Origin of the sequence: Streptomyces sp. NPDC127197 (genome assembly GCF_042672405.1) — a bacterium.
GTDB classification, from domain to species: domain Bacteria; phylum Actinomycetota; class Actinomycetes; order Streptomycetales; family Streptomycetaceae; genus Streptomyces; species Streptomyces flavusporus.
Genome location: NZ_JBHXVG010000007.1, coordinates 204,976 through 221,624, shown reverse-complemented (window position 1 = coordinate 221,624; position 16,649 = coordinate 204,976). Strand labels below are relative to the sequence as shown.

Here is a 16,649-nt window from a genome sequence, read left to right as displayed (position 1 = left end):
CCACCGCGGCCCTGCTGCCTGCTCGGTCACCATTCGGTTCCCAGTCACTGAAAAGTGCGTTCTTCCATGTCAGCGGCAACTCTCCTACGGTTCCTGAGTAACCACAAGAGAGCACATGCTTCCTGGATCGGTGGAAGCGAGCCCACGGGCTCTCATGACAAGGAGGCAGACAGCATGGCCATCACCCTGGTGAACCCCAGCGGACTGCCCGAGATCGATGCCTACCGGCAGGTGTCGATCGCGACCGGCTCGAAGCTGGTCTTCATCGCCGGGCAGGTCGCCTGGGACGCCGACGGGGTCACGGTCGGCGAAGGTGACCTCGCCGTTCAGGTCGAACAGTGCTACCTCAACATCGGCACCGCCCTGGCCGAGATCGGTGCTTCCTTCGACGACGTGGCGAAGTTGACCGTCTACGTCGTCGACTGGACCCCCGACAAGATGCCCCTGTTCCTGGAAGGGGTCGCACGGGCGGCCGCGAAGCTGGGAGTCACCCCGGTCCCCCCGGGCACGCTGCTGGGCGTGGCAGCACTGGACGTACCCGACCATTTGGTCGAGGTCGAAGCGACCGCGGTCATCGACTGAGCGGCCGCGTGGCGGAGGACACGCGCTGATGTTGGAGTGCGCAGGGTAGTGATCAGGGAAGTGATACGGGCGCCCATGATCATTTCGAAGGGAGCCCGACCCGTGACACTCGTAGCGCCTCCCCCCATACCCAAAGCGGCAGGATCGTTGCCGCTGCTGGGCCATGCGGTACAGCTCATGCGCGACAATCTCGCCTTCATCGCCTCGCTCCGCGAGAACTACGGCCCGCTCGCCGAGATCACCCTCCAGCCAGGAACCCGCACGCTGATCGTGCAGGATCCCGAGCTCATCCGCACCATGCTCGTCGACCTCGGACCCGGCCTCGACAAGGGCCGCTTCTTCGAGAAGATGGGCCAACTGCTGGGCGACTCCGTGGTCACCGCCGCCGGGCAGGAACACGTTCACAAACGGCGGCAGCTGCAGCCGGCCTCCGCCCGTCCCGAGATCGCCCGCTACGTCGACATCATGCGCGGCGAGACGACCACCGCCGTCGACACCTGGACGCCGGGCCAAACCCTCGATGTGCGCGAGGCGATGGTCAAGCTCTCGCTCGACATGCTCGCCAAGACCGTCTTCTCGGGCAGCCTGGACGAGCAGACGTTCCGTCGGCTGCGCCAGGACCTGTCCGTGGTGATGAACGGCGTCGGCGCGCGCATCATGCTGCCCGACCGGGTCGAGCGACTGCCGCTGCCGTTCAACCGCCGCTTCACCGAGGCACGCGATGCCGTACGGGCAACCATCGGTCGGGCGGTGGCCGAACTGCAGGCATCCGGACACGACTCCGGGGACATGCTCTCCCTGCTGTTGAGCGCACGGGACGAGGAGACCGGGCAGCAGCTGAGTGGAAGCCAGATCTGTCCCGCCGGGACGCCGCGCTCCCTGGGGCCTGGCAGGAACGGCTTCGCACCACAGCCGGGTGTTGCTGCCCGCTTGACGCGGCAACACCCGGGCTTCGTCATGTCCGGTCAGCCCTGTGCATCGGCGCCCGGGGCAGCAGGCTCCGATCGTCCGAGTCACAAGACAATCCCTGCACCCCACCAAACACAGACCAACCCGCGGCCAAGAAATCTCCATGCCGGTTCATGATTCAGTAGCCTGAACGAGCGGGCGCCGGACTCGGGCATACGTTCTGCATCGTGAACTCCGATTCCACTCCTCAAAGAGCCGCCGCGGTGACTCCCGCCCGCCGCGCTCTCCTGCGCACCGCACTGACCGGTGCCGCCGCCCTCGGTGCAGGCTTCGCCGTCGCCTCGCCCGCGTCCGCCACATCCTCGCCCGCGCGACCGCGTCCCAGTACTCCCGGCCAGGCCCTGCGGGAGCTGGCGGCGGGCAATGTGCGGTGGCGCACCTATCGTGAGCAGCACCCGGACGAGACGCCTGCCGTCCGTCAGGCGCTGACGTCGGGTCAACATCCCTTCGCGGTGGTACTCGGGTGTGTCGATTCCCGCGTTCCTCCGGAGCTGGTCTTCGACCAGGGGCTGGGGGATCTGCTCACCGTGCGCACGGCCGGTGAGGTGCTGGACGAGGCCGTGCTCGGCAGCGTCGCGTACGGGGTGCTCGAACTGGGGATACCGCTGGTCCTGGTGCTCGGGCACCAGTCGTGCGGTGCCGTGCGGGCCGCCGTGGACGCCGACGAGTCCGGGGAGCCGCTGCCCGCCCACATCCAGTACCTCGCCGACCAGATAGCACCGGCCATAGACCACACCAAGGAGGGCGACGCCCGCGTCGACGCGGCGATCGACGCGAACGTACGGCTCGTCCGTTCGCGGCTGGCGGCCGAGCCCGACCTCGCCGCCAAGGTGAGGGCCGGCCAACTCGCCATCGTCGGTGCCCGTTACGAGCTGACCAGCCAGGTGGTGCACATCACCTGACCTGACCGCTTCAGTTGGGGTTGTCGCCGTGTGTGAGCGTCTCCCAGGCCACGAACAGGTTGTTGCTGCCGGCCGGGCGGTTTCGCTCGGTCAGCGCCTGGGTGTTGGTCATGGCGTGGCCGAGCCGGTTGTGCATCGCGTTGTAGCCGACCTCGGTCACCGGGCCGAGCCCGAGGTGCAGGGAACCGCCGCACAGCCAGGCCGGGACGGCCGCGCCCAGCTCGTACTTGGCCTGGAAGCCGAGCGCGTGCCGCAGCCGTTCGCCGACGTCGGTGCCGTACAGGTCCTGGCCCTGGATCCGGCTGGTCTCGGCGACGTGTGAGATCGCGGAGATGCCGTAGCCCGCGTGCGTGAAGTCCCGGCAGGTCTCCTGGGTGAGACCGGTGACGAAGGTGGACTGGCCCTGCCAGTAGTTGACGATCTTCTCGCGGGTGTTGAGGTTCTGGCTGGGGACGGTCTTCGGCAGTTCCCCGTCGGAGGAGAGGTAGACGTAGGCGGCCGTACGGGTGCGGAACTTCGCCATCGCCTTGTCGTACGACGCCTTGTCCTCGAGGAAGACGGAGATGCCGATCGCAGCCTCCATCATCGACAGTTCCCAGTTCCCGTTGGAGTTGGAGCCGTTGATGACCTCGGGCAGGTAGACGTTCCGGAGCATGGTGGCGAAGCGGCCGGAGTTGGCCCATGTGCCGGTGTACGTGTACTTGATGATCTCGGCGGCCTTCGGCCAGGAGGAGCCGGCCCAGCCGGTCTGCAGGGGTGCGTTGCTGTTGGTGTGGTCCTGGATCACGGCCGACCAGGCGTCCATCAGCTCGATGGCCTTCTTCGCGTGCCGTTCGTCGCGGGTGATGTACCAGGCGAGCGCGTGGGTGTAGGCGGCGATCGCGTCCTCGCGCTCGTCGGTGCAGCCGTTGTTGGGGTTGGAGTACGAGCCGCACTCGACGATCGCGCGGGGTTTTGGTGTGCGGTTCAGGTCGGCGTACTTGCTCGCCGCCATCCGGTCGAAGGCGCCCTTCCAGGGCTGGGCGCCGGAGTTGACCTTGTTTCGGGTGAAGTCCAACTGGCTCCGGGAGACGGTCACTCCGGGGTGGACGAAGGTGGCCGGAGCGGCGTCGGCGTGGGGTGCGCCGGGCCAGGTGAACAGTCCCGCCACGAGAGCGGCGGTGGCGGCTCCCAGGGTGAGGAGGGATGCACGGGACCGAAGGCGGTGTCGGACGGGGGCGTGTGACATGTGAGTCCGTTCTTCTATGTGAACGACAGGTGGGGGACTGAACACGCGCGCTGGCCGAGACCATAGGTACGGACCAAGCCTTCGTCAAGGGGTGGAGAAGGAGGGCAAGTTACCTCCGGGTGTGTCGTGACTTATCGCGCAAGTGGCAGTAAAACCCGCTTCGACCACTCGAAGCAGAGGAGTGCTGCATGAGCGCTGACCTCCAGAACAGAGGCCATTACAGAGGGAGTTCCCGCCGTCGATTCATCGTTGGAACCGGTTCTATTCTTGGTGCGGCTGCGATCGGGAGGAGCAACACTCCGACTCCCGCCTCGGCGGCGTCCCGAAGCAGCGGCGCCGTCATCGAACCGGATGCCCGCGTTCCCGCCCTGGTGATCGGCAGCGGATACGGCGGCTCGGTCGCCGCACTGCGACTCGCCCAGGCGGGCGTCGACGTCCACATCGTCGAGATGGGAATGGCCTGGGACACCCCGGGCCCGGACGGCAAGATCTTCGCCAACACGACCAGCCCCGACTACCGGTCCTTCTGGCTGCGCACCCGCACCAGACAACCCCTGAGCAACTTCCTGGGCTATCCGCTCGACAAGGACGTACCCCGCTACACCGGAATCCTGGACGCCGAGGACATGGGCGGGATCATCGTCTATCAGGGACGCGGTGTAGGCGGCGGATCACTGGTCAACGGCGGCATGGCCGTCACGCCGAAACGGGAGAACTTCGGTGCCGTCCTGCCCTCGGTCGACGCCGACGAGATGTACGACGTGTACTACCCGCGCGCCAACACCGGCCTCGGCGTCAGCACCATCGACCCGGCGTGGTTCGAGACCGCCGCGTGCTACCAGTACGCCCGTGTCGGCCGAAAGCACGCCGAACGTTCCGGTTTCCCGTTCCTCTTCGTGCCGGACGTGTACGACTGGGAGTACATGAAACAGGAGGCCGCCGGTACGGTCCCCAGGTCGGCGCTGGCCGGAGAGATCCTGTACGGCAACAACCACGGGAAGAAAACCCTGCAGAAGACCTATCTCGCCCGGGCCAGAGCCACGGGAAAGGTCACCGTCTCGCCCCTCCACCGCGTCACGACGGTCACTCCCGCGGCCACCGGCGGCTACCTGGTCGGCATCGAACAACTCGACACCGCCGGCGCCGTCACGGCGACGAAGACGGTGACCGCGGACCGCGTGTTCTTCGCCGCCGGCAGCGTGGGAACCAGCAAACTGCTGGTCCGGCTGAAGGCAACCGGTGCGCTGCCCGGGCTGAACGGCGAGGTCGGCGAGGGCTGGGGCGACAACGGCAACGTCATGTGCGGGCGCGCCAACCACATGTGGGATCCGACCGGCGCCCTGCAGTCCGCCATTCCCACCGCCGGAATCGACAACTGGGCCTCGGGCGGAGCATTCGCGGAAGTCGCCCCGCTGCCCACGGGAATCGAGACCTACGCCTCGTTCTATCTGTCGATCACCAAGAACCCGCACCGCGCCCGGTTCTCCTGGAACGCGGCGAGCGGGAAAGCGGAACTGAACTGGCAGACGGCCTGGAAACAGCCGTCCATCGACATGGCCAAGTCCATATTCGACCGGATCAACGCCAAAGAGGGGACGATCTACCGGACCGATCTCTTCGGCGCGTACAAGATCTGGGGCGACCACCTCACGTACCACCCTCTGGGCGGTGCGGTGCTCAGCAAGGCGACGGACAACTACGGCCGTCTGCACGGCCATTCGGGTCTCTACGTCATCGACGGTTCGCTGATCCCCGGCAACACGAGCGTGAATCCCTTCGTCACCATCACAGCGCTCGCCGAACGGAACATCGAAGAGATCATCGCCGCTGATCTGTGATCGTCCCGGCCTCCGGCGGGCCGAGGTCCCCGCGTGGCCTCGGCTCGCCTCACGGCCGGGGCAGAACGCAGACCGTGTCGAGACCGAGCACGTGGTTGAGTCGGCCGAACGCCAGCCACGACCCGATGCTCATGCTCAACTCCACGATCTCGGCCTGGCTGTAGTGCGCCGTCATCCGGCTCCAGAACTCCTCGTCGAGGTGGTGGTGGTCCAGGGCGTAGCGTTCGGCGTACTCGGCGGCCAGCCGGGTCCGTTCGTCGAAGGCGTCCGTGGTGCGCCAGGAGGCGACGGCGTCGGCGAAGTCCTCGCCGACCTTCCGTCCGTCCCGCTCGGTGCGCCAGTCCAGGCAGAAGGCGCAGCCGTTGATCTGCGCGATACGCAGCCGCGCAGCCTCGAACTCGCTCAGGCCCAGGGTCGTGTGGGCGTACACGGCCAGCGAGAAGTTCGATGCGGCCGTGCCGATTTCGGGGACCATCTCGCCCCACACGTACGGGATGGGGTCAGCTCCGTCGGGGATGTCGATGCGCAGGGTCACCGCTCAGGTCCTTCCCAGTCGGCCGGCTGCCGGGCGCAGCGGGACGTCGAGCGCGTCATAGAGGCCGGGCTTGGCCTCGGTGAGCCAGTCGATGGCGTTCACCAGCCGGCCGACGGCGGTGGCGTTGCCGCCCGCCGACCGGTTCTCGCCCTCGTCGGTCGCCGTGACGGTGACCTCGATGCGGGGGCGGCCCTCGATGATCACCCGGTGTGCTCCCGCACCGCCCTCGGGGGGTGCGGGCCAGTCCGGGGCGCAGGACGGGTGGATACGTGTGACGTGTTCGATGACGAGACGGGGCCGGCCGTCGACGATGCCCTGTACCTCGAAGCGCACCGCGCCCTGGGTACCGGCCTCGAACTCCCCCATCGTCGAGGTGGTGACGGTGGTCTCGAGCGCCCGCCGCTCCAGCGTCTCGCGCATCTCGTCGAGTTCGACGCCGAGCGCCCTGGCCATCATGCGGATCTGCCCGCCCCACACCATCGTCGGCACGCTCTCGGCGAGCATGAGCGGCTGGTAGTCCATCGGGCGGCCCATGCCCACCAAGTTCCGCACGGATTCCTCTTGTTCGTAAGTGGAGTAGTCGAAGATCTCCTGGCAGCGGACCGCGTCGATGCGCGAGCCGAGTCCGCTGATCAGCAGGGGCAACGTGTCGTTCGCCCAGCCGGGGTCCACCCCGGACACGAACAGCGACCCGCCGCCGGCCGAGACGGCCTCCAGCAGTGGGTCCCTGATCTCGGGCGGGGCGCCCCGCACGTCGTACATCCCGTACACCGACGCGGTGACGACCACCGCCCCGGCCCGAACGGCTCGACCGATGTCCGCCAGCGCCCCGTCCGGCCGTAGGTCACCCGACGCCGCGTACACCACGGCGCGTGGCCGGGCCGCGAGAACCGAGGTCACGTCATCGGTCGCCGGCACCCCCAGGCAGCGGCCCAGCCCGCCCAGATCGCCCGCGTCCCGGCCGACCTTGGCGGGGTCGGCCACCAGCACGGCCGCAAGATCCAGCGCCGGATGCGCGTCGACCGCGCGGATGGCCGCACGGCCGACATTCCCCGTACCCCACACAACCGTGGAAATCATGGGCGGAGGGTAACGAGACGGCGCAAAGGTTCCCAGAGTCGTGCACGGATTCCAGGGCCGCGGCCGAGCGGTAGGCTGAGGGCGGCCGGGTCGGCGCTCTGGTCGGCGTGAGCAGTCGGGTTCCGGCGGCCGGTCCGGACGATCGACCTTCGGCCTCCTTCCGCAGCGAAGGTACGAGGAGCGGACGGTGGGCGATGGAGTGGCGTGAGTTCGCCGAACAGATGGCGGGGCTCGCCCGGCACCTGCTGGCTCAGAACTCCACGCAGGACACGCTGGACGAGATCGCCTCGAGTGCCGTCGAGCTGATCGAGGGGTGCGAGGCGGCGGGTGTCCTCACCCTGCGCAAGGGGCGCGCGGTGACCCTCTCCTCGTACGGGGACATGGGGAAGGAGTCCGACCGGCTGCAGGGCGAACTGGGTGAGGGCCCCTGTTTCGACGCCGCCCGGCGTACCGACGGCGAGCGGTTGTTCCGCATCACCGACATGACGAAACCGCAGCCGCACTGGCCGCGTTTCGCACCGGCCGCCCAGGAGCTGGGCGTGGGCAGCATGCTCGGCTTCCTGCTCTACACGCAGGAGGAGGACTTCGGCGCCCTGAACTTCTACTCCTCCCGCCCGGGAGCCTTCGGTCCGGAGAGCGAGACGGCCGGCTGGCTGCTCGCCTCCCATGCCGCCGTCGCCCTGGCCAGTGCCCGCACGGTGGACCAGCTGGAGCACGCCCTGGACACCCGTCATGCGATCGGCGAGGCGATGGGCATCCTGCGGGAGCGCCATCACCTCAGCGAGGAAGAGGCCTTCGACGTGCTGCGCCGCATCTCCCAGACGCACAACGTCAAGCTCCGCGACGTGGCCCAGACCATCCGCGCCAAGGCCGTCCCGGAAAGCTGACCCAGCCCGATCAGCGACCTTTCATCGGGGGTACGCGGAGGGAACACGAAGCCGGCGCCGCGGAATCGGCTTCGTGAGGTGTCGTGGTTCGGACCAGAGCCACGGCACCGCCCGGCGCGCCGACGCCACGGCTCGTCATCGGCCGTCACTGTCCGCGGCCCATGTGACGGCCGACTGAAATCCGGCACCGAGGGTTACTCGGCCCGCATGACGAAGCTCCATCTTCCTGGGCGAAAGAATCACGGCGACCGGAGTCCGGCGCCGGAGGAGGCCGGACCGGGGCCGGAGGTGGACCGGACGGCACCGGATGCGCCGACGCACCTGCCGAAGCGGTCGTGGGGTGCGGTGCTGAAGGGCAGCCTGCGGGAGTTCAAGGACGACGAGCTGACCGACCGCTCGGCGGCCCTGACCTACTACGGCGTGCTGTCGCTGTTCCCGGCGCTGCTGGTGCTGGTGTCACTGCTGGGCATCGCCGGTCCGTCGGTCACGGACAAGGTGCTGGACAACGTCCGGCAGCTGGCGCCGGGGCCGGCCCGGGACATCATCGTCCGGGCCGTGGAACAACTGCAGAACACCGCCGGCACCGGCACCATCGTGGCCGTCGTCGGCCTGGTGCTGGCGGTGTGGTCCGCGTCGGGCTATGTGGCGGCTTTCATGCGCGCCGCGAACGCCGTCTACGACATTCCCGAGGGACGTCCGGCATGGAAGGTCCTGCCCATCCGCGTGACACTGACCGTCGTCCTGATGGTGCTGGCCATGATCAGCTCGCTGATCGTGGTCTTCACCGGCGGCCTGGCCCGCCGGGCCGGCGACATCATCGGCATCGGGGACACCGCCTTGACGGTGTGGTCGATCGCCAAGTGGCCCGTGCTGGTCCTCCTGGTCACGTTCATGATCGCGATCCTGTACCGGGCGAGCCCCAACGCCAGGATCAAGGGCTGGCGGTGGATCACCCCGGGCAGCTTCCTCGCCCTCGTGATCTGGCTGATCGCCTCCGCCGGCTTCGCGTTCTACGTCGCCAACTTCGGCTCGTACAACAAGACGTACGGGACCATGGCCGGCGTCATCGTCTTCCTGATCTGGCTGTGGATCTCCAATCTGGCGATCCTGCTGGGCCTGGAGTTCGATGCCGAGATCGCACGCCAGCGGGCCATCGTCGGCGGGCACCCGCCCGACGCCGAGCCCTACATCGAGCCACGCGACACCCGCGCCTGGGACGAGGCGGACCGGCGCCGGGCGGACGACACATGACCGGCCGTGCCTTTCGGCGGAGCCCGGGGCCGCGCGGCGCATCCGCGCGGCCCCCAGCGTGCCTCAGGACGTGCCCGGACGGCGCACGAAGCGCTTCAGCAGCGGCCAGGCCAGCAGTACGACGACCACCGCGTACACCGTCACCGCGAACGGCGTGTCGACCAGGCCGGACACGTTGCCGTCGCTGATCTGCAGGGCGCGGCGGAGCTGCTGCTCGGCGTTCGGGCCGAGGATGACCCCGATGACGGCGGGCAGCACGGGAAGGCCGTAGCGGCGCATACCGAACCCGATCAGGCCGATGACCAGCAGGATCACCAGGTCGACGACCTCGCCGCCCACCGCGTAGGCGCCGACCGCGGCGAAGAACAGGATCCCCGCGTAGAGGTACGGCCGCGGAATGCGCAGCAGTTTCGCCCAGACCGGCGCGAGCGGCAGGTTCAGGGCGAGCAGCAGCACCATGCCGACGAACAGGGAGGCGATCAGGCCCCACACCAGCTCGGGTTCGCGTTCGAACAGCAGCGGTCCGGGCTGGATGCCGTACTGCTGGAACGCGGCGAGCATGACCGCCGCGACCGCGGTGGTGGGCAGGCCCAGCGTCAGCATCGACACCAGCGTGCCCGCCGCCGAGGCCGATGCGGCGGACTCCGGTCCGGCGACGCCCTCGATCGCGCCCTTGCCCCACTCGTCCTTGTGCTTCGACAGGCGCTTCTCCGTGACGTACGACAGGAAAGTGGGAATCTCCGCGCCGCCCGCCGGGACGGCCCCGAAGGGGAAGCCGATGAACGGACCGCGCAGCCAGGACTTCCAGGTCCGCTGCACATCGCCCCGTCCCAGCCAGGGGCGGCCGACCGGGATCGCCTCACCGGGCCTGCGCCGCAGGTGGGCGGCGACCCACAGGGCCTCACCGATGGCGAACAGGCCGACCGCGACGATCACGACGTCGATGCCGTCGGCGAGTTGGAGCGATCCGAAAGTGAGCCGCTGCTGCCCGGTCATCTGGTCCAGACCGACCAGGCCGAGGGTGAGGCCGATCAGCAGAGAGGCGAGCCCGCGGATGCGGGACGAGCCGAGCACGGAGGTCACCGCGATGAAGGCGAGGACCATGATGGCGAAGTAGTCGGGGGCGCCGATGTCGACGGCGAGTTCGGCGACCGTGGGGGCGAGCGCTACCAGCAGGATGGTGCCGACCATGCCGCCGGCGAAGTGGCCGATGGCGGCGGCCGCCAGCGCCTGTGCGCCGCGCCCTGCCTTGGCCATCGGGTTGCCTTCCATGGCGGCGACCACGGCGGCGCTCTCTCCGGGGGTGTTGAGCAGGATCGACGTCGTCGAACCGCCGAACATGGCGCCGTAGTAGATGCCCGCGAACATGATGAAGGCACCGATGGGGTCCAGCCCGTACGTCACCGGCAGCAGCAGCGCCACCGCCATGGCCGGGCCGATGCCGGGCAGTACGCCGATCGCGGTGCCGAGGAGCACGCCGAGGGCGGCCCAGAGGAGGTTGAGCGGGGTCAGTGCCGTACCGAAGCCGTCCAGCAGGGAGTTGAGGGCGTTCATCTCAGAGCACTCCCATCAGGGGGCCGCCGGGCAGCGGCACTCCGAGCAGGTTGTTGAACAGGACGTAGGTGACGAGGGAGAGGCCGGCCGCGATGAGCGGGTCACGGTCGGTGTGGCGGCTGCCGAGCGCGAAGGCGGCTCCCCAGAAGAGGAGGGCGCCCGCGATGGGGAAGCCGAGGGGTTCGATCAGGACGGCGGCGCCCAGGAAGACTCCGGCGAGCAGCAGCACGGTGCGCCAGTCGGCGGGTTCGGACAGGTCGATGTCCTCGCCGGTCTCGGCCTGGCCGCGGCCGCCGCGCAGGACGTCCACGGCGAGCAGGGCGGCGATGAGCAGCAGTCCGGCGCCCACGACGATCGGTACGGTCTTCGGTCCGACGGGTCCGCGCTGGGCGATGTCGACGTCCATGGTGAGGGCGTCGGTCAGGACGAGCACGCCGAGCGTCAGCAGCGCAACGCTGACGCCGAGTTCGGAAGTGGGCCCGCGCCCACGTGACCGGTGATAAAGTCGCCGAGTGCGTAGCGAGAACCAAGCGCGCATATCAAGTCCCAAAGTCTGAAGTCACAATCCGGGCTGGTCTCAACCCGGCTGGTGTTGATCGCGTAAGACTCGGCCGCTCGCTGAGCGATTGAGCAGCGTGAGCCAGGAATCCCCCGTGGTGGCATGGGGGAGGAGTCAAAGCCCCAGCTCCTTCAGTACCGAACGAACACGCTGGTCCTGCTCCGCGAGGAAGTCGCCGAACTCCTCGCCGAGCAGGAATGCGTCGTCCCAGCCGTTCTGCTTCAGGGACTTCCGCCACTCGGGTGAGTCGTGGAGTTCCTCGATCAGTCGGACGAGCTTGTCGCGCTCGGCGTCGGAGAGACCGGGCGGCGCGACGATGCCGCGCCAGTTGGTGAAGTTCACGTCGTAGCCCGCCTCCTGGAGTGTGGGCGCGTCGAGGCCGTCGACGCGCTCGGGGCCGGTGACCGCGAGCAGCCGCAGCTCCCCCGCCCTGATCTGGTCGAGGTACTCGCCGACGCCGGAGACACCGAAGGCGACCTTGTTGCCGAGGATCGAGGCGAGCAGTTCACCGCCGCCGTCGAAGGGGATGTAGTTGACCTCCTTCGGGGCGATGCCGGCGGCCCGCGCCATCAGCATCGGCGCGAGATGGTCGGGCCCGCCCGGCGAGGATCCGCCACCGACGGGGAGCTTGCCGGGGTCGGCCTTCCAGGCGTCGACGAGGTCGTCGATCGTCTTGTACGGGGAGTCCTTGGCGACCACGACGACGTCCTGCTCCTCGGTGAGCCGGGCGATCGGGGTGGTGTCGGCGAGGGTCTTGGGCGCGTGGTTGGAGCGGACGGCGCCGACGACGCCGAGCCCCATCGACATCGCGAGCTTGCCGTTGCCGTGCTCGCTCACCAGGCGGGTCAGGCCGACGGTGCCGCCGGCGCCGGGCAGGTTGAACACCTCGACGTTGGGTGTGAGACCGGCGTCCTCGGCGTTCTTCGCGGCCGTGCGGGCCGTGATGTCGTAGCCGCCGCCGGGGGTGTTGGGGACCATGAAGCGCAGTCCCGGGATCTGTGTGCCGGTCTCGGCGCCGCTGCCGGTGCTCAGCAGGGGCGGCCCCAGGAGCAGGAGTACGGCGGCCCCGAGCAGGGCGAGGGGGGTGCGCAGGCGCACTGGTGCCACCACCTGTCGGTTCGTGGATGCGGTTCGGGAAGGCCCTGTGGGGGAGGGTGATGTGGGCCACATGGTGCCTGCGTGTCGACTGCCTGTCTCGCTTCCGGAACCAACGGAGGTTTTGGTCTTTGTGTCAGCGCGCGGGCTGCCGACCGATCTCTTTTCTCCGGCGCAGGTGGACGCCATGATGAGGCAGCCCCGTCCGTGAGCCCTCCGCTGTCAGAGATCGAGTCGTCGTGGTCGCCACCTTCCGTCGCCAGACCCTTGCAGGCGAGATGCTGGTGCTTCAGCTCGCCATCGTCGTGGTGGTGCTGCTGGCGGTCGCCGCGGTCTCGCTCGCCCAGTCGGAGGCGACCTTCAACCGGGTCGAGGGCCGCCGGGTGAGCGCGCTGGCCGAGCAGGTGGCCGCCAATCCCCTGGTGCGCAGCCAGCTCGTGGCGCCGCTGCCGCGGGAGGCCCTGGCGCCACTGGTCAACTCCACGCAGTCCCAGTCCGGGGTGACCTCGGTGACGGTGGCCGACGCGGACGGCCGGATCGTCAGCTCCACGAATCCCACCGTGATCGGCGACGCGCTGCCGCTGGGCGAGGGCGCCATCGCGGGGCGCGGCTGGTCGGGGGAGCTGGAGGTGGACGGCGTACGGGAACTCGTGGCGCAGGTGCCCGTGCTCGGGGCCGCGCGGGAGAACCTCGGGCGGCAGCTGGGCACGGTGATGATCGGCGAGGCCTCTCCGACGGTGTGGCAGCGGCTCAGCGGTGCCTCCTCCTATCTGCTCGCCTACCTGGGCGTCGCCAGCGGTCTCGGTCTGGCCGGGTCCCTGTTGCTGGCCCGGCGGGTCAAACGGCAGACCCTCGGCCTGGAGCCGCGCGAGATCACCGGGCTGGCCGAGCATCGTGAGGCGATGCTGTACGGGATCGCCGAGGGCGTCGTCGCCCTGGACCCGCAGCACCGGCTCACCCTGGTGAACGAGATGGGCCGGCGCCTGCTCGGCCTGCCCGAGGACTGCGTGGGCCGGAGCCTGGCCGACCTGGGCATCGAGGGGCGGCTGCGGGACGTGCTGGCCGGAGACCGGGAGGGCCCGGCCGACAAGCGCGACGAGGTCGTCATCCGGCACGACCGGGTCCTGGTGATGAACCGGATGACGGTGACCAAGGACGGCCGGCTCCTCGGCTCGGTCACCACGCTGCGGGACCGCACCGAACTGGCCCGGCTGGAGCGGGAGATCGGCTCCTTCCGCAGTTCCTCGGAGTTGCTGCGCGCGCAGGCGCACGAGTTCGCCAACCAGCTGCACACCATCTCCGGGCTGATCCAGATCGGGGAACAGGACGAGGTGGTGCGCTACATCCGCGCGCTGCACCAGCGCCGCCAGTCGCTGGACGTCACGCTCAGCCGCCGCGTACGCGACACGGCCGTGGCCGCCCTGCTCATGGCCAAGTCCTCGCAGGCCGCCGAACGCAAGGTCCGCCTGCGGATCTCGGACGACACAGCACTCGGCCGGCTCGCCCCGGAGGACGCCGCCGATGTGGCCACGGTGGTCGGCAATCTCGTCGACAACGCCGTGGACGCGGCCGCGGCGGGCGACGGCGGTGACCGGGGGGCCTGGGTCGAGGTCGAACTGCGGCAGGACGCCTCCACCGTCGAGATCGCGGTACGGGACTCCGGACCCGGTGTTGCGCCCGACCTCGCACGGGAGGTGTTCTCGCACGGTTTCACCACCAAGGCCGCCCAGAAGGGCGAACGCGGCATCGGCCTGGCGCTGACCCGGCTGGTCTGCGAGCGGCACGGCGGCGAGATCTCGGTGACCAACACCCCCGACGGTGCCCTGTTCACCGCACGCATGACCGTCAGCCACCTCACCGACGCGGTGGCGGAAGGAGCGGGCCGATGACCAGCACGACGGAACCGTCCGGTACGGGGGACGCGATCGACGTCCTCGTCGTCGACGACGACTTCATGGTGGCCCGGGTCCATCGCACCTTCGTCGAACGGGTCCCGCAGTTCCGGGTCGTCGGCGTCGCCAGCAACGGCGAGCAGGCCATCGACGCCGTCGACGAACTGCGCCCCGACCTCGTGCTGCTCGACCTGTACCTGCCGGACGTCTTCGGCCTGGACGTCATCCCACGGCTGCGCACCGCCGGCCACGACTGCGACGTCATGATCATCAGCGCCGCGCGGGAGGCGGACACGGTGCGCGGCGCCGTACGGCACGGCGTGGTCGACTACCTCCTCAAGCCCTTCGAGTTCGAGGACCTGCGGGCCCGCCTGGAGCGCTACGTCGCCCAGCGCGGGCGCCTGCTGGCCACCGTCGTACGCGGTCAGGCCGATGTGGACCGGGTCCTGGCCGGGGCGAGCGCACCGGCGCCGGCCGGCGGTGCGCTGCCCAAGGGGATGAGCGTCGAGACCGCCGACCTGGTCGAACGCGCCCTGCGCTCCGCCGACGGCACGCTCTCGGCCACCGAGTGCGCCTCCCTGACCGGCGTCTCCCGGGTGAGCGCACGCCGTTATCTGGAGTACTTCCACACGACCGGCAACGCCGAGGTGTCGCTGCGGTACGGGGTGGCAGGGCGGCCGGAGCGGCGGTACAGCTGGCGGGCGTGAGGCGCCGGACCCGAGCAGGTTGGTCCCCTGGGGTGCAGGGCACTCGGAGGCGTGGCGGGAGTCATCCGGAACCGCCGAAGCCACGCTGGAGGCGATGGACATGCCACATGAGGGAAACGTCATCGACGAGCTGGTGACCGATCACCGGGAGGTGGAGGAGCTCTTCGGCCGGATCGAGGGGCTGCCGCCCGGTGACAAGGACCGCAAGCTCCACGCCGACCAGGTCACGATGGAGCTGGTACGGCACTCGGTGGCCGAGGAGGCGTATCTCTACCCCGCGGTCCGGGAACACGTACCGGACGGGAACGCCCTGGCCGACAAGGAGATCGAGGACCACTCCAGGGCCGAACAGCTGATGAAGGACCTGGAGAGCTGCGAGGCGGACGATCCGGAGTTCAACCGCCTCATCGGCCTGCTGATGAGTGAGATCCGCGCGCACGTGGCGGACGAGGAACAGAACCTGTTCCCCAAGCTGCGCGCCGCGTGTCCGCCGCAGGCACTCGACGACCTGGGCGACAAGGTCCGCCAGGCGAAGATGCTGGCGCCGACCCGTCCGCATCCGTCGGCCCCGGACACGCCTCCGCTGAACAAGCTGCTGGCGCCGGGTACCGGACTGGTCGACCGGCTGCGCGACACACTGACGGGACGCGGCAAGCCGGACTGACGACGCGGGTCGCCTCACACGCGTCGTCACACGGGGTGGGCCTCGGCCGCCGAGCGCCTGCCCCGGCGGTCCCGCAGGCGTACCGGCCGGGGGCGGCCTCCCGGGCTGAGCGCCTGTGTCACCGCACGGCCGGGCCGGACGCCGAGCGCCTGGCGCGGCCTTCCCCTGTACGGCGGACCGGCCAGGTCAGCCTCAGCGCAGAGCGCCTGCGTCTTCTCAGGGCCGGCCCCAGACGCCCATCCCCGGCATCACCGCCACGTCGGCCTCAGGCGGTGAGTGCCTGTCCCGGCCCCAGGCGGTCCAGAAGGAGGGTCTGGTGGAGCTCGGCCACGGGTGCGAGCAGGTCGGGGTGTCGGAGCAGGGCAGCGGCCTGCCGGTCCTGCTCGTCGGGCGCGATCAGGCGCCGGAACTCGACCGGTGTGCCCCCGGTGTGTCCGCCGTCGGCGAGCGCGGTCACCGCAAGGCCGGCCAGCTCGGCGTCCGTGAGCAGGCAGGCCGCCCAGCTCGCCACGACCTCGTCCACCCAGGTCCGCCAGGCCTCACCCTCCGGGTCCTGTCCCCCGTCCGAGTCCGCGCCGGTGATCCAGTCGAGTCGCGCCGAGCCTCCGGGCCCGGCCATCCCGACCAGCGCGGCGTCCATCTGCGTCGGATACCGCAGCCGCGCCGCGACCGTCACGGCCTGCCGTGCCTGCACCTCGCACAGGGCGGAGGCGAGGGCACCGCCGGACGCCGGGTAGGCGCGCGTCAGCCACTGGGTGGTCGCCGCGATGAGCGGGGAGAGGTCTACGAGCACTGCCGGGCCGTCCGAGGTGTTTGCGGGAAGCAGGGGGTGTGCAAACGGTAGCCCGCGGCCGGGCCGGCACCACATGGCCCGGATCTCATCTGCGGCGTGGCCTCGGCCACAGA

At 69.6% G+C, this 16,649-nt stretch carries 15 protein-coding genes and 1 pseudogene; 9 read left to right on the top strand and 7 right to left on the bottom strand.

The features are described from left to right. Positions 1 to 174 precede the first annotated feature (174 nt). From ACFVJQ_RS14105 to ACFVJQ_RS14095, 3 genes are all read left to right on the top strand, one after another. Positions 175 to 582 carry a RidA family protein gene (locus tag ACFVJQ_RS14105; RefSeq protein ID WP_385514872.1) on the top strand — a complete coding sequence of 136 codons (408 nt, stop codon included), beginning with the start codon at positions 175 to 177 and terminating at the stop codon, positions 580 to 582. Between the two features lie 75 nt (positions 583 to 657). After that, the gene (locus ACFVJQ_RS14100; protein ID WP_385514873.1) at positions 658 to 1,668 is read left to right on the top strand and encodes a cytochrome P450; all 1,011 of its coding nucleotides are present in this window, start codon (positions 658 to 660) and stop codon (positions 1,666 to 1,668) included. A gap of 50 nt (positions 1,669 to 1,718) precedes the next feature. Continuing rightward, entirely contained in the window at positions 1,719 to 2,453 is a 735-nt protein-coding gene (locus ACFVJQ_RS14095) for a carbonic anhydrase (protein ID WP_385783648.1), read from the top strand. Between the two features lie 10 nt (positions 2,454 to 2,463). On the opposite strand, the gene ACFVJQ_RS14090 is transcribed toward ACFVJQ_RS14095, so the two are convergent. Further along, positions 2,464 to 3,681 (bottom strand): alginate lyase family protein, encoded by a 1,218-nt coding sequence (locus ACFVJQ_RS14090; protein WP_385783645.1) that lies wholly within the window; start codon positions 3,679 to 3,681, stop codon positions 2,464 to 2,466. Between the two features lie 188 nt (positions 3,682 to 3,869). On the opposite strand from ACFVJQ_RS14090, the gene ACFVJQ_RS14085 reads away from it, so the two are divergent. Beyond that, positions 3,870 to 5,519 (top strand): GMC oxidoreductase, encoded by a 1,650-nt coding sequence (locus tag ACFVJQ_RS14085; RefSeq protein ID WP_385514876.1) that lies wholly within the window; start codon positions 3,870 to 3,872, stop codon positions 5,517 to 5,519. Between the two features lie 49 nt (positions 5,520 to 5,568). Here the strand turns inward: ACFVJQ_RS14085 and ACFVJQ_RS14080 are convergent, their stop codons facing one another. After that, positions 5,569 to 5,994 carry a carboxymuconolactone decarboxylase family protein gene (locus ACFVJQ_RS14080; RefSeq protein ID WP_385514914.1) on the bottom strand — a complete coding sequence of 142 codons (426 nt, stop codon included), beginning with the start codon at positions 5,992 to 5,994 and terminating at the stop codon, positions 5,569 to 5,571. 63 nt (positions 5,995 to 6,057) lie between these two features. Further along, a complete protein-coding gene (locus ACFVJQ_RS14075) occupies positions 6,058 to 7,134 on the bottom strand; it encodes a dihydrodipicolinate reductase (RefSeq protein WP_385514877.1) in 1,077 nt (358 codons plus the stop codon). Between the two features lie 194 nt (positions 7,135 to 7,328). Between ACFVJQ_RS14075 and ACFVJQ_RS14070 the strand changes: the two genes are divergently transcribed. Beyond that, entirely contained in the window at positions 7,329 to 8,021 is a 693-nt protein-coding gene (locus ACFVJQ_RS14070) for a GAF and ANTAR domain-containing protein (protein WP_385514878.1), read from the top strand. Positions 8,022 to 8,228: 207 nt separating this feature from the next. Beyond that, on the top strand, positions 8,229 to 9,272 hold the full coding sequence (locus tag ACFVJQ_RS14065) for a YihY/virulence factor BrkB family protein (protein WP_385514879.1): 1,044 nt from the start codon (positions 8,229 to 8,231) through the stop codon (positions 9,270 to 9,272). Between the two features lie 63 nt (positions 9,273 to 9,335). Here ACFVJQ_RS14065 and ACFVJQ_RS14060 read toward each other — a convergent pair whose 3' ends face one another. From ACFVJQ_RS14060 to ACFVJQ_RS14050, 3 genes and pseudogenes are all read right to left on the bottom strand, one after another. Continuing rightward, the gene (locus ACFVJQ_RS14060; protein WP_385514880.1) at positions 9,336 to 10,826 is read right to left on the bottom strand and encodes a tripartite tricarboxylate transporter permease; all 1,491 of its coding nucleotides are present in this window, start codon (positions 10,824 to 10,826) and stop codon (positions 9,336 to 9,338) included. Between the two features lies 1 nt (position 10,827). Then, positions 10,828 to 11,356 (bottom strand): annotated as a pseudogene (locus ACFVJQ_RS14055) (tripartite tricarboxylate transporter TctB family protein). 143 nt (positions 11,357 to 11,499) lie between these two features. After that, positions 11,500 to 12,483 (bottom strand): Bug family tripartite tricarboxylate transporter substrate binding protein, encoded by a 984-nt coding sequence (locus ACFVJQ_RS14050; protein ID WP_385783824.1) that lies wholly within the window; start codon positions 12,481 to 12,483, stop codon positions 11,500 to 11,502. 236 nt (positions 12,484 to 12,719) lie between these two features. On the opposite strand from ACFVJQ_RS14050, the gene ACFVJQ_RS14045 reads away from it, so the two are divergent. The 3 genes from ACFVJQ_RS14045 (at position 12,720) to ACFVJQ_RS14035 (ending at position 15,743) form a co-directional block, all read left to right on the top strand. Continuing rightward, positions 12,720 to 14,369 carry an ATP-binding protein gene (locus ACFVJQ_RS14045; RefSeq protein WP_385783638.1) on the top strand — a complete coding sequence of 550 codons (1,650 nt, stop codon included), beginning with the start codon at positions 12,720 to 12,722 and terminating at the stop codon, positions 14,367 to 14,369. Then, positions 14,366 to 15,079 carry a response regulator gene (locus ACFVJQ_RS14040; RefSeq protein ID WP_385783635.1) on the top strand — a complete coding sequence of 238 codons (714 nt, stop codon included), beginning with the start codon at positions 14,366 to 14,368 and terminating at the stop codon, positions 15,077 to 15,079. Before ACFVJQ_RS14045 ends, ACFVJQ_RS14040 begins: the two co-directional genes overlap by 4 nt. A 100-nt stretch (positions 15,080 to 15,179) precedes the next feature. Next, on the top strand, positions 15,180 to 15,743 hold the full coding sequence (locus ACFVJQ_RS14035; RefSeq protein WP_385514916.1) for a hemerythrin domain-containing protein: 564 nt from the start codon (positions 15,180 to 15,182) through the stop codon (positions 15,741 to 15,743). Positions 15,744 to 16,008: 265 nt separating this feature from the next. On the opposite strand, the gene ACFVJQ_RS14030 is transcribed toward ACFVJQ_RS14035, so the two are convergent. Beyond that, complete coding sequence (locus ACFVJQ_RS14030; RefSeq protein ID WP_385514883.1) at positions 16,009 to 16,536, bottom strand: hypothetical protein; 528 nt, start codon at positions 16,534 to 16,536, stop codon at positions 16,009 to 16,011. Positions 16,537 to 16,649: the final 113 nt, after the last annotated feature.